Here is a 12,947-nt window from a genome sequence, read left to right as displayed (position 1 = left end):
ACTATGACGAGCGAAAATACAGTTTCAGCCGCCGGCGGCGAGGGCAATCACGACAAGCTCCTCGCCGCTGTCGGCGTAGATATAGAGCCCGGTCTTCTGACCCTGGCTCTCACGCACCGCTCGTACGCGTACGAGAACGGCGGTCTGCCCACGAACGAGCGCCTCGAATTTCTCGGGGATTCCGTTCTCGGCGTCACGGTGACCGAAAATCTTTATCTGTCCCACCCGGACAAATCCGAAGGTGATCTGGCGAAGATTCGTGCCAGCGTGGTCAACATGCATGCACTCGCCGAGGTTGCCAGGACTCTGGGTGAAGGTGGACTCGGAGCGCACCTGCTGCTGGGTAAGGGTGAGGAAATGACGGGCGGCCGTGACAAGCCGTCCATCCTCGCCGACGGTATGGAGTCGATTCTCGGCGCCATTCACCTGCAGCACGGCATCGATACTGCGCGACGTGTTGTTCTCGATCTGTTCGACGATCTACTCACTCGCGCACCGCTTCTCGGCGCGGGTCTGGATTGGAAAACGAGTCTGCAGGAACTGACCGCAGAACACGGTGCCGGAGTTCCCGTCTACGAGATCACCGCTACCGGACCCGATCACGACAAGGAATTCACGGCCACAGTTCTCATCAGTGGCAAGCCCTTGGGCGTCGGTGTCGGTCGTTCCAAGAAGGAAGCCGAGCAGAAGGCAGCAAGTTCGGCATGGAAGACGATGTCGGAGAATGCCGCTGCTAGCGCAGTCGCTGCTGACAACCCGTCTGATCTCGCCGGCTGAGTTCACTCTTGCCTGAGCTTCCCGAAGTCGAAGTCGTTCGCCGCGGCCTACAGTCTCATGCTGTAGGTGCGGCGATCGAGGCCGTCGAGGTCCTCCATCCCCGCGCGATCAGGCGCCACATTCTCGGTTCCGAGGACTTGATCGGCCAACTCACCGGGCAGACCATCGCTTCGGCAGAGCGTCGCGGCAAGTATCTGTGGCTGGTTCTCGAGCCTGCCGGTGTCGGACTGGTGGTTCATCTCGGGATGAGCGGACAGATGTTGGTCCAACCCCCGACAGTCGACTGGGAAAAGCACCTACGCATTCGGTTGGCCCTCGATTCCGGGGCTGATCTTCGATTCGTCGACCAGCGGACCTTCGGTGGCTGGTCGATTTCACCCCTCGTCGAGGTCGACGGAACGATGCTGCCCGAGTCGGTGGCGCACATCGCTCGCGATCCCATGGATGCTGCGTTCGATCTCGAATCCGTCGTGAAAGTCCTGCGGGGCAAGCACACCGAGATCAAGCGGGCGATTCTCGACCAGACAGTGGTCTCCGGAATCGGAAACATCTACGCCGACGAATCATTGTGGCGTGCAAAGATTCACGGCAACCGAATCGCCGAATCGCTCACCAGGCCCAAACTTCGAGAACTGTTGACCGCGGCGCACTCGGTGATGGGCGAGGCGCTCGATCAGGGCGGTACGTCCTTCGACGCGCTGTACGTGAACGTCAACGGGGAATCGGGCTACTTCGACCGGTCGCTGTCGGCGTACGGGCAGGAGAATCTTCCGTGCCCGCGATGCGGCGCGCCGATCAAGCGTGAGAAGTTCATGAATCGATCGTCGTTCAGTTGCCCGCGGTGTCAGCCGACCCCGAGGGCACGGCGAATCGCCTAGGTCTTCGCCCCTTCGGTTCGGCGGAGTGGCAAGATTGCGTCATGGCTGAACAGACTCCAGACAACACTGCAACCGCCCCAGCTCACACGGAGCTTTGGGTGGAACGCACAGGAACCCGCCTCTACACCGGCAAGAGTTCGCGCGGCGCAGAGGTTCTCATCGGCTCCGAATCGGTGCCAGGAGTCTTCACGCCCGGCGAACTCCTCAAAATTGCACTGGCTGCATGCACCGGGATGAGCTCAGACTTCCCGATCTCTCGCCGCCTCGGTGACAACTACGACGCGACGGTCCGAGTGTCCGGTGCCGCCGATCGTGAAAACGAGGTCTACCCGCAGCTCGACGAGGTTCTCGAACTCGACCTCAGTGAGTTGGATGCCGAAGCGCAGCAGCGCCTCATCACTCTCGTCGAGCGTTCCGTCGACAAGGTGTGCACGGTCGGGCGCACTCTCAAGGCCGGAACCAAGGTCACGCTGTCGTTCGACACGGAAGCCTGATGTCCCGCGCCGGCAGTGTTGTCGCTGCGATCGCACTGGGTTCCGTTGTGGCGGTGAGTGCTCCGGCACAGGCCTCGGTCCCGGCCGACGGCTCGGACGGTGGTTGCGGCAAATGGACGTCGAGCGTCGTGACGACTGGTGCCGGAATGCTCGAGAATCTCGAATTCGACGGCAGCGGATCGATGGTGTTGTCGCAGTCGGCTCTGATCGGGCCGGGTGCACTGCTGAAAGTGGCGCCGGACGGAACACGGACAACTTTGGTCGGTGACGTCACCGGACCTGGCGGGCTGGTCGCGCGTGACGGTTCCGTGTACTTCACCACGGGCAACTCGACTGTCTCGGGTCTGTTCGGAATCGCCGACGGCAGCCTTCGTAAGGTCGACGTCGCAGACGGATCGGTGACTACGATTGCCGACGGTCTGGTGATGCCGAACGGGCTTGTGCCGCTGGACGGTAACCGTTTCCTCACAGCTCGTACCCTGACCCGGCCGGGGCTCACGGTCATCGACAGTGACGGAACCAGTTCGATCGTTCGTGAGGATCTCGGCACCGTCGACGGCCTCGCACGCTCCGGTTCGACGATCTACGTAACGACCACTTTCGACATGGTGACCGCGGTCCACGTCCTCGACGCACACGATCTGGGCGGGCCGGTGCGAACGATCACGCTCCCCGGGTTCGGTCCGGCAAACATGGCGGACGATCTGACCGTCGGACCGGACGGCGCGTTGTACGTCGCATTCAATGCCGGCGGCAAAGTTGTTCGCGTCGATCCGGATTCGGGATCTTCGTGTGAGATCGCCTCGGGTCTGCCGTTCACATCCGCGGTGAAGTTCGGTGCCGGCCCGGGCTGGGACCCCAACTCGATCTACACCACCGGTTTCCTCGGCGACGTCCACCGTCTCGAACGTGTGGCGGGCTGAACGTCATGACTGAGACACCGCCTGTGCGGTTGACGGCGTGGGTTCACGGATATGTTCAGGGCGTCGGGTTCCGGTGGTGGACCAGGGCCCGCGCCCTCGAACTCGGGTTGATCGGATATGCGTCGAATCAGCGTGACGGTCGAGTGCTCGTCGTGGCGGAAGGCGAACGCACGCAGCTCGAGAGATTGTTGGAGTTGCTTCGCTCGGGAACAACACCGGGCACGGTGGATCTCGTGGTCGACAGCTGGGACCCCGCCAGGGGCGACCTGACAGGGTTCGTCGAACGCTGACCGGTTTGGCGGTAAAGTTTCCCCCCATGCACCTCAAGAGTCTGACACTCAAGGGATTCAAATCCTTTGCGTCGGCAACGACTCTTCGGTTCGAGCCGGGGATCACCTGTGTCGTCGGGCCGAACGGCTCGGGTAAATCCAACGTCGTCGATGCGTTGACCTGGGTGATGGGCGAGCAGGGCGCCAAGGCTCTGCGCGGCGGCAAGATGGAAGACGTCATCTTTGCCGGCACCTCCGGCCGCGCGCCGCTGGGCCGCGCCGAGGTGACCTTGACCATCGACAACGCCGACGGCGCGCTCCCGATCGAGTACTCCGAGGTGTCGATCACGCGCCGGATGTTCCGCGACGGCGCGGGGGAGTACGAGATCAACGGCTCGTCCTGCCGTCTGATGGACGTCCAGGAACTGCTCAGCGACTCCGGTATCGGCCGCGAAATGCATGTCATCGTCGGGCAGGGACGGCTCGCCGCGATCCTCGAATCCCGCCCCGAGGATCGACGCGCCTTCATCGAAGAAGCCGCGGGAGTCCTCAAACATCGCCGCCGCAAGGAAAAAGCGGTACGCAAGCTCGATTCCATGCAGGCCAATCTCGCTCGACTCAGTGACCTCACCGCGGAACTGCGTCGGCAACTCAAACCGCTGGGACGCCAGGCCGAGGTTGCTCGGCGAGCACAGACGGTCCAGGCTGACCTGCGTGATGCCAAGATGCGGCTGGCCGCTGACGACCTGGTGACCCGTCGAACCCAACTGAACGACCAGGCGCAGGACGAGAAAGCCGCCCGCGAACAGCACAACGAGGTGGCGTCCGCGCTCGACGAGGCCAACCTCGAACTCGGGCGCCAGGAGCAAGCTCTCGCTCGTCTGACTCCGGGATCGGAAGCGGCTGCGCAGAGTTGGTTCCAGCTGTCCGCGCTTGCCGAACGAGTCAACGCCACCGTGCGCATCGCCCGCGAGCGTGCACGACATCTCGACTCCGAACCCGTCGGCAATCGCGGCCAGGACCCGGACGAGATGGAAGCGCGCGCCGAACGTCTTGCGGCCGAGGAGGCCGAACTCCTCGAAGGCGTCGAAATCGCGCGAGCGGCGTCGGAAGCTGCTCGGGACCAGCTGGCAGCCACCGAAGATGCTGCAGCAGAAGCGGAACGGGCGCACATGGCGGAAGTTCGTGCCGTCGCCGACCGCCGTGAAGGTCTTGCTCGACTCTCCGGTCAGGTCGACACTCTGCGTACCCGCGTCGAATCCGTCGACGCGGAAGTTTCCCGACTGACCGAGGCCATCGACGAGGCTCGTCTGCGTGGGGATGCCGCACAAGCCGAGTTCGACACGGTGCAGGAAAGCATCGGGGACCTCGACGCCGGTGAAGTAGGCCTCGACACCAATCATGAACGCGCCGTCGAAGCTCTCGAGATGATCGACGCACGTGTCGAAGAACTTCGCGAGGAAGAAAAGACGAGCGGGCAACGTATAGCTTCGCTCCGTGCGCGCGTCGAGGCACTGTCGATGGGCTTGCAGCGCAAGGACGGTGGCGGCTGGCTGCTCGAACATCGGCGCGACGACGGCATCACCTCGCTGGTCGGATTGATTCACGTCGAACCCGGCTACGAAGCTGCGATCGCTGCCGCGATGGGGCCGGCGGCGGACGCCGTCGTGGCGCAGTCGCTGGACTCGGCTCGCTCCGCTGTTGCAGCGCTGGCCGATCAGGACGGTGGGCGTGCGTCGCTGATCGTGAGCGGTGAACCGGTGATCAAATGCGAGGCCGAGATCGCACCGGGCAGTCGTCCTGCCGTCGACGTCATCGACTGCCCTGATGAGTTGCGTGCGGGGTTGACCGCAATACTCGATGGCGTTGTCCTGGTCGAGACTCTCGAGGACGCGATTCGAGTTGTTGCTGACCACAAGGGAATTCGTGCAGTGACGCGTTCCGGCGATCTGCACGGTTCGGGGTGGATGATCGGTGGCTCGGATCGGCAACCCAGCACGCTGGAGGTACAGGCGGCGATCGACGCGTCAGCAGCGGAACTGGCGGCAACGGAGAGCCGATCCGAGGAACTCGACGCGGCGCTGTCCGGCGCTCTGGCCGAACTGGCCGCTCGACGCGAGACCGCGGAGCAGACTTTGGCGGCGCTCAACGAGTCGGACGCCGCCATGTCCGCCATTTACGAGCAGTTGGGCAGATTGGGGCAGGCAGCACGAGTCGCCCACGCGGAATCCGAGCGGTTGACCGCCCAGCGAGTGCGTGCCGAGGAGGGCCGCGGTGAGTCGCTGACAAAGCTGGCGGACCTGGAAGAACGTCTGCGTGTGGCCGAAACCGACGGCAGTGCACCGGGACACGGTGCGGAATCGACCGCTGCCGATCGCGAAATGGCCGCAGCAGCGCTGGCCGAAGTGCGCATAGTCGAAATGGATGCTCGCCTTGCCGTGCGCACCGCCGAAGAACGTGCGGAATCCGTACGCGGAAAGGCTGATTCGCTTCGCCGCGCCGCTGCTGCCGAACGAGAGGCACGAATTCGCGCCGAGCGGGCTCTGCGCGCCAGAGCGCACGCTGCGGAGGTTGCAGCTGCCGTCGCCGAGTCGGGGCAGCGCGTGGCGGCCGAACTCGAGGCCGTCGTCGCTGCAGCTCTTGCTCATCGCGACGAGTTGGCTCGGGCCCGCTCCGAGTGCACAGCCAAGCTGGATCAGGTCCGCGAGATCGTCCGGGCACTGACCGGACAGCTCGCTTCACTCACCGACGCCGTCCATCGCGACGAGGTTGCGAAGGCTCAGGCAGCGCTGCGCATCGAACAACTCGAGGAGTCGATCCTCGATCAGTACGGTATCGGCCTCGATGATCTGATCGCCGAGTACGGACCCGACGTCGAACTGCCGCCGACCGCTCTCGAAATCGAGGAGTACGAGCAGGCCAAGGAGCGCGGCGAGCAGGTGACCGCCCCCGCTCCGCTTCCGTACGATCGTGCGACTCAGGAACGGCGCGCGAAGCGGGCGGAGAAAGACCTCGCCACCCTCGGCAAGGTCAATCCGCTGGCGCTCGAGGAATTTGCAGCTCTCGAGGAGCGGTACACCTTCCTCTCCACTCAGCTCGAGGACGTCAAGACCGCCCGTAAGGACCTTCTTGCTGTGGTCGCAGACGTGGACGCACGAATCCTGCAGGTGTTCACCGAGGCCTATGCCGACGTCGAGCGGGAGTTCGTGGGCGTGTTCGAGAAATTGTTCCCCGGGGGAGAAGGACGACTGGTTCTCACCGATCCGTCGGACATGCTGACCACAGGCATCGAAGTCGAGGCGCGTCCGCCCGGTAAGAAGGTCAAGCGGTTGTCGTTGCTGTCGGGCGGCGAGAAGTCGTTGACCGCGGTGGCCATGCTGGTCGCGATCTTCCGGGCACGCCCGTCCCCGTTCTACGTGATGGACGAGGTCGAGGCGGCGTTGGACGACACCAACCTGCGGCGGCTGATCGGACTCTTCGAACAATTGCGGGAGAAGTCGCAGTTGATCGTGATCACTCACCAGAAACCGACGATGGAAATCGCCGACGCGTTGTACGGAGTCAGCATGCGCGGCGACGGCATCACCACCGTGATTTCGCAGCGACTTCGCGGTCAAGACATGGCCTCGACGTAAGCCCTGCTCACTTTCCGGGTCGGAGCCTGAAACAATGGGCCGGTGACTACCCAGGCTTGGATCATCATCGCGGCTGTAGCGGCCGTACTACTCGTCGTTCTCGTTGCCGGATTCCTGCGCTACCGCAAGGGGCAGGTCTCGCTGAAGGCGCCCGAGACGAAGCCGGAGCTCGGCACCCCCGAGAAGGACAAGTCAGGCGGCTACAAGGCCGGTGGCGGGTTCAACTTCAGTCAAGGCTCGACGGCAACGGCGCCACCTCCGGTGGTTCCGACGCCGCCGGTCGCGGAGAAGCCGCCTGTCGTCGAAGAACCTGTCGTCGAAAAACCGATCATCGAAGAACCTGTTGCGGAGAAGCCGGCCGTCGTCGAGGAGCCGGTTGTCGAAGAACCCGCTGTTGTCGAGGAACCGGTTGTCGAAGAGCCGGTAATCGAAAAGCCGGTCGTAGAAGAACCACCAGTAGCAGAACCTGTTGTCGAAGAACCTGTCGTTCCCGAACCTGCAGTCGTACCCGAGCCCGTCGTAGTTCCCGAACCCGTCGTAGTTCCCGAACCTGTCGAGCCTGCACCGCGCGTGCTGGACGAGATCGACCCGACCGAGGGTCGGCTGGACCGACTGCGCGGGCGCCTCTCCCGCTCGCAGTCAGCAGTCGGCAAGAGCTTGCTCGGCCTACTCGGTGGCGGCGATCTCGACGAGGACTCGTGGGAAGAAGTCGAGGACACCCTTCTCATCGCAGACCTCGGCTCCGCGACCACGGAAAAGGTCGTCACGAAGCTTCGTGAGCAGATGGCGGCCCGCAGCGTCCGGACCGAGGCTGCCGCCCGCGCCCTTCTGCGCGAGGTGTTGATCGCCGAACTGCGTCCGGAACTGGACCGCTCCATCCGCGCGTTGCCGCACGATGATCACCCGGCTGTTCTGCTCGTCGTCGGCGTCAACGGAACCGGCAAGACAACCACCACCGGCAAGCTGGCTCGCGTGCTCGTCGCCGACGGTCGTCGCGTCGTGCTAGGTGCCGCGGACACGTTCCGCGCCGCCGCTGCCGATCAGCTCCAGACGTGGGCCGAGCGTGTCGGCGCTGAAGTTGTTCGTGGCAAGGAGGGTGGCGATCCCGCTGCGATTGCATTCGACGCGGTCTCACGCGGCATCGCGGACGGCGTCGACGTGGTCCTCATCGACACCGCGGGCCGTCTGCACACCAAGACCGGTCTGATGGACGAGCTCGGAAAGGTCAAGCGGGTCATCGAGAAGAAGGCGTCGGTCGACGACGTTCTGCTGGTTCTCGATGCGACGGTCGGCCAGAACGGACTGGCGCAGGCTCGAGTGTTCGCGGAGGTCGTGGACATCACCGGCGTCGTACTGACCAAGCTGGACGGAACTGCCAAGGGCGGAATTGTCTTCCAGGTTCAGCATGAACTGGGTGTGCCGGTGAAGTTGGTCGGTCTCGGTGAAGGTGCTGACGACCTGGCGCCCTTTGAGCCGGGTGCGTTCGTCGACGCCCTCCTGGGCTGACGCCCCCGTGCGCCTTTTTGGTAGCGCGAACTACCGAAAAGGCGCACAGGGTCGGTAGAACCCCCTGGCGAAACCTGTTTGCAACAAAGTTGGGCAATTGGTTCACGTCTGCGAAACGCGACAGCGCCATGGACGAAACACCAGCCCAGCACTCTTCTCCTTAACGACGTGCTGCCCGGCACGTGCGACTAGGAGGTAGTAAGTGAGTACCGACGATTTGTTGGCGAACTCCGGTAACGCCGCATGGATGCTGATGGCTGCATCTCTGGTCTTGCTGATGACACCCGGCCTCGCTTTCTTCTACGGCGGGATGTCTCGGTCCAAGTCCGTCCTGAACATGATGATGATGTCCTTCGGGGCCATGGCCGTCATCGGCGTCATCTACGTTCTGTGGGGATGGTCGATGTCCTACGGCACCGAGAACATCGGGGGCATTTTTGCCAACCCGTTCGAGTTCTTCGGCCTCAAGAACAGCATCACCGATGCCGACGGCAACTTCATCGCCGGCGCGTGGGGCTACCCCAACGTCATCGACATCGCGTTCCAGGTGACATTCGCGATCATCACCACCGCCCTTATCAGCGGTGCCCTGGCCGAGCGGGTCAAGTTCGGCACCTGGCTGCTGTTCTCGGGTATCTGGGTCACCGTCGTCTACTTCCCCCTCGCACACATGGTGTGGGGCGGCGGACTCCTCTCGGGCTCCGAGGACGGCATCGCGGCAAAGCTCTTCGGCACCACGGTCAACGAAGACGGAGTCACCGTCGCCAACGTCGCTCCGATCGACTTCGCCGGTGGCACAGTCGTTCACATCAACGCGGGTATGGCCGGTCTGGTCCTCGCCCTCATCGTCGGCAAGCGTCTCGGCTTCGGCAAGACCGCCTTCCGTCCGCACAACCTGCCCTTCGTGATGCTCGGCGCAGCACTTCTCTGGTTCGGTTGGTTCGGCTTCAACGCCGGCTCGGCATTCGCCGCCGACGGTAACGCCGGTCTCGCCTGGGTCAACACGACCACCGCGACGTGTGCCGCAGTCCTGGCCTGGCTCGCCACCGAGCGTATTCGTGACGGTCACGCCACCAGCCTCGGCGCAGCTTCCGGTGCGGTCGCCGGTCTGGTCGCCATCACCCCTGCTGCCGGTGCGCTCAACCCGGTCGGTTCCATCTTCCTCGGCGCCGTAGCCGGCATCCTGTCCGCTCTCGCAGTCGGCCTGAAGTTCCGCTTCGGCTTCGACGACTCGCTCGACGTCGTCGGTGTTCACCTTGTCTCCGGCCTGTGGGGCACGATCGGTATCGGATTCTTCGGCACCGCAACCGGCCTCTTCTACGGGGGCGACTACAAGCAACTGGTGGTTCAGATCGTGATCGCACTCGCAGCACTCGTCTTCACCGGCGTTCTGACGACGATCATCGGCTTCGCACTCAAGCCCCTGGGCTGGCGAATCTCGGCTGAGGACGAGGCACGCGGCATCGATGAGACCGAACACGCAGAGACCGCATACGACCTCGCGTGATCAGCACGTGATTAAAGTGAATTCAGGCACTTCAGAGTTTGGAAAGGGATGAGCACATGAAGCTGATCACAGCAATCGTCAAGCCGTTCACGCTCGAGGACGTCAAGACCGGACTCGAGCAGGCCGGAGTGCTGGGTATGACAGTCAGCGAAGTTCAGGGCTACGGCCGACAGAAGGGCCACACCGAGGTGTACCGAGGCGCGGAGTACTCCGTGGACTTCGTACCCAAGGTCCGGGTCGAGGTCGTCGTCGACGACGCGGCCGTGGACAAGGTGGTCGAGGTGATCGTCGAGGCCGCTCGAACCGGCAAGATCGGTGACGGCAAGGTGTGGGTCTCGCCAGTCGAGTCGGTCATCCGGGTTCGCACCGGGGAACGCGGTGGCGATGCACTCTGACCCGAAAGGGTCCGAGAACCTCGGCCCTGGTTCCGTCGCGAAAGCGACGGGGCCAGGGCCGGTCTCGTCAGGGGGATCCGACGAAGCTGCGGACCTGGCCCGCGCACGCAAGGCCCTACTCACCGGAGGCGTCAAGAACAGGAGGCTCGACGCCCCTTCTCTGCGACATGCACTGGTCGATCTGCACGAGTTCTGGTTGACCACCAAGGGGACCGAACTGGGCATCAAACCGGATTGTGGGTTTGCCATCGTCGCCGTGGGTGGTCTTGGCCGACGCGAACTGTTGCCGTATTCCGATCTCGATCTGATTCTGCTGCACGACGACATGGACCCAGCAGTCGTGGCCCAGGTTGCGGACAGCCTGTGGTACCCGCTGTGGGACGCGCACATCAAACTCGACCACAGCGTGCGGACGCTTCCGCAGGCGCTTCAGGTTGCGGCCACCGACATGACGGCGGCACTCGGAATGCTCGAAGCACGCCACATTGCCGGCGATGTGGAGCTGAGCAACCTGTTGATCAGTGGTGTCCGTCGACAGTGGCGCATGGACATCCGCAGCCGATTCGACGAATTGATCACCCAGACCCGTACGAGGTGGGAGCGCAGCGGCGAGATCGCCCATCGCGCCGAACCGGATCTCAAGAGCGGCCGTGGCGGGCTGCGTGACGTCCAACTGCTCAACGCCCTGTCCATCGCGCAATTGACCGACGGGATGCCAGGGCTGGGACCCAACTCGCCCGGCGGCGGTCTGGCACTTGCGCACAGGCGGTTGCTCGACGTGCGCACCGAACTTCACCGCGTTGCCGGTCGCGCCCGCGATCAACTGCGAGCGCAGGACGCCGACGAAATCGGTGCGGCGCTGCGGATCGGTGATCGATTCGATCTGGCCCGCCTTCTCAGCGAATCGGCGCGCACCATCAGCTATTCGGTGGACGTCGGTATCCGTACCGCCGGAAACTCCTTGCCCCGGCGTGGTTTGTCGCGGCTGCGTCGCGCGCCGGTGCGGCGACCACTGGACGAGGGCGTCGTCGAGCATGCCGGCGAAGTTGTCCTGGCGCGCGATGCGAGGCCGAAGAAGGATCCCGGTCTGGTGATGCGGGTCGCGGCAGCGGCGGCCACCAACGGCATGCCGATCTCCGCATCGACGCTCAATCGACTGGCCGACAATGCCCCGGAACTGCGTGAGCCGTGGCCGAAAAATGCGGTCAACGATCTCTTGGTCGTGCTCGGTTCGGGATCGCGTGCGGTTCCGGTGATCGAGGCGATGGACCGGACCGGGCTCTGGGGTCGACTCCTGCCGGAGTGGGGGACCATTCGCGATCTTCCGCCGCGCGACGCCGTCCATACGTGGACGGTGGATCGCCACCTGGTCGAAACCGCCGCGTATGCAAGCGGATTCACCACTCGCGTCGCTCGGCCGGATCTGCTCATGCTCGGTGCGCTGATCCACGACATCGGGAAGGGGCGAGGGGGAGACCACAGCGTCGTCGGTGCCGAATTGGCCACCGCGATCGGAAATCGCTTGGGACTCTGGCCTTCCGACGTCGCGACGTTGACGGCGATGGTGCGCTATCACTTGCTGCTGCCGGAAACCGCGACTCGTCGCGACCTCGACGATCCGGCAACGGTGCAGCGAGTGGTCGACGCACTCGAAGGGGACGGGACGCTTCTCGATCTCCTGCATTCGTTGGCGGAGGCGGATTCGCTGGCCACCGGGCCTGGCGTCTGGGGCGACTGGAAGTCGTCTCTGATCGGTGAGCTCGTGCGTCGTTGCCGTTTGTTGATGGCGGGGGAGGAACTCCCACAACCCGATCCACTCGCTCCCGAGCAGTTGGCCATTGCCGAGGACGGCGGGGTTCACGTCTCGCTCGTACCGGCCGAGAATCCGCACACCTACGTCGTGACCGTCATCGCGCCCGACGCGCCCGGGTTGCTGTCTCGGGCTGCCGGCGTTCTGGCGCTGCAGTCGTTGCGGGTGCATTCCGCTTCGCTGGGGTCGCATGCGGGTTCGGCGGTCAATTCGTTTGTCGTCACACCGAGGTTCGGCACACCGCCGCAGGCGGTGCTGCTCAGGCAGGAATTGATCCGCGCTTCGGCCGGTGAACTGAATCTGCTCGAACTTCTCGACGCCAAGGACGAGGAGGCACGGGCAGAGCAGTGGGACGACCCGATCCAGACAAACAAGGATTCGGCGGTTCCGGTGCTCTATTCGCAGGCACCGCCGCGGGTCATCTGGTTCGACGCGCCCGGTGACGGTCACGCGATCCTCGAATTGCGTACCGAAGACCGCGTCGGCCTGCTTTGCCGACTGGCCGCAGCACTCGAACACAGTGGTGCCGACATCCGGTGGGCGAAGGTCGCCACGTTGGGTTCCTCGGTGGTCGACGCGTTCTGCCTCGACTTCGGTGAGGCCGATACCCGCGCGGCGCGAGAGCGCGTCGAGGAGGCGGTGCTGGCGGTGGTTCCGGTGCCACAACCCAAGAAGAAAGAGGATTGACGGACCGGTTTCGGCAGTTACGCCCGCATCGGCTGGGATCGGTGCGGGCGTAGCGGCTAGGCTGGT

The 12,947-nt window shown here is 64.1% G+C and carries 10 protein-coding genes; all 10 read left to right on the top strand.

Annotated elements, in window-relative coordinates; all coding sequences use genetic code 11:
- The first annotated feature begins 3 nt into the window (after window positions 1-3).
- The 10 genes from rnc (at window position 4) to H351_RS20210 (ending at window position 12,881) form a co-directional block, all read left to right on the top strand.
- On the top strand, window positions 4-777 hold the full coding sequence (rnc, locus tag H351_RS20255) for a ribonuclease III (protein ID WP_019747952.1): 774 nt from the start codon (window positions 4-6) through the stop codon (window positions 775-777).
- 8 nt (window positions 778-785) lie between these two features.
- Window positions 786-1,655: a bifunctional DNA-formamidopyrimidine glycosylase/DNA-(apurinic or apyrimidinic site) lyase gene (mutM, locus tag H351_RS20250; RefSeq protein ID WP_019747953.1), complete on the top strand. Its 870-nt coding sequence runs from the start codon at window positions 786-788 to the stop codon at window positions 1,653-1,655.
- A gap of 41 nt (window positions 1,656-1,696) precedes the next feature.
- A complete protein-coding gene (locus H351_RS20245; protein ID WP_020907278.1) occupies window positions 1,697-2,149 on the top strand; it encodes an OsmC family protein in 453 nt (150 codons plus the stop codon).
- On the top strand, window positions 2,149-3,072 hold the full coding sequence (locus tag H351_RS20240; protein ID WP_029255119.1) for an SMP-30/gluconolactonase/LRE family protein: 924 nt from the start codon (window positions 2,149-2,151) through the stop codon (window positions 3,070-3,072). The genes H351_RS20245 and H351_RS20240 overlap by 1 nt, the downstream gene beginning before the upstream one ends.
- Window positions 3,073-3,077: 5 nt before the next feature.
- Window positions 3,078-3,362 (top strand): acylphosphatase, encoded by a 285-nt coding sequence (locus tag H351_RS20235; RefSeq protein WP_019747956.1) that lies wholly within the window; start codon window positions 3,078-3,080, stop codon window positions 3,360-3,362.
- Window positions 3,363-3,388: 26 nt separating this feature from the next.
- Window positions 3,389-6,976: a chromosome segregation protein SMC gene (gene smc, locus H351_RS20230; RefSeq protein WP_029255120.1), complete on the top strand. Its 3,588-nt coding sequence runs from the start codon at window positions 3,389-3,391 to the stop codon at window positions 6,974-6,976.
- Between the two features lie 42 nt (window positions 6,977-7,018).
- Window positions 7,019-8,482, top strand: coding sequence for a signal recognition particle-docking protein FtsY (gene ftsY / locus H351_RS20225; protein ID WP_029255121.1), 1,464 nt, complete (start codon window positions 7,019-7,021; stop codon window positions 8,480-8,482).
- A gap of 247 nt (window positions 8,483-8,729) precedes the next feature.
- Window positions 8,730-9,989: an ammonium transporter gene (locus H351_RS20220; RefSeq protein WP_051636583.1), complete on the top strand. Its 1,260-nt coding sequence runs from the start codon at window positions 8,730-8,732 to the stop codon at window positions 9,987-9,989.
- A gap of 56 nt (window positions 9,990-10,045) precedes the next feature.
- On the top strand, window positions 10,046-10,384 hold the full coding sequence (locus tag H351_RS20215) for a P-II family nitrogen regulator (RefSeq protein WP_003942772.1): 339 nt from the start codon (window positions 10,046-10,048) through the stop codon (window positions 10,382-10,384).
- Complete coding sequence (locus H351_RS20210; RefSeq protein ID WP_020907284.1) at window positions 10,374-12,881, top strand: [protein-PII] uridylyltransferase; 2,508 nt, start codon at window positions 10,374-10,376, stop codon at window positions 12,879-12,881. The genes H351_RS20215 and H351_RS20210 overlap by 11 nt, the downstream gene beginning before the upstream one ends.
- The last annotated feature ends 66 nt before the right edge of the window (window positions 12,882-12,947 follow it).

The organism is Rhodococcus erythropolis R138 (genome assembly GCF_000696675.2).
GTDB lineage: Bacteria > Actinomycetota > Actinomycetes > Mycobacteriales > Mycobacteriaceae > Rhodococcus_F > Rhodococcus_F erythropolis.
This window is presented reverse-complemented; position numbering and strand designations above follow the sequence as displayed.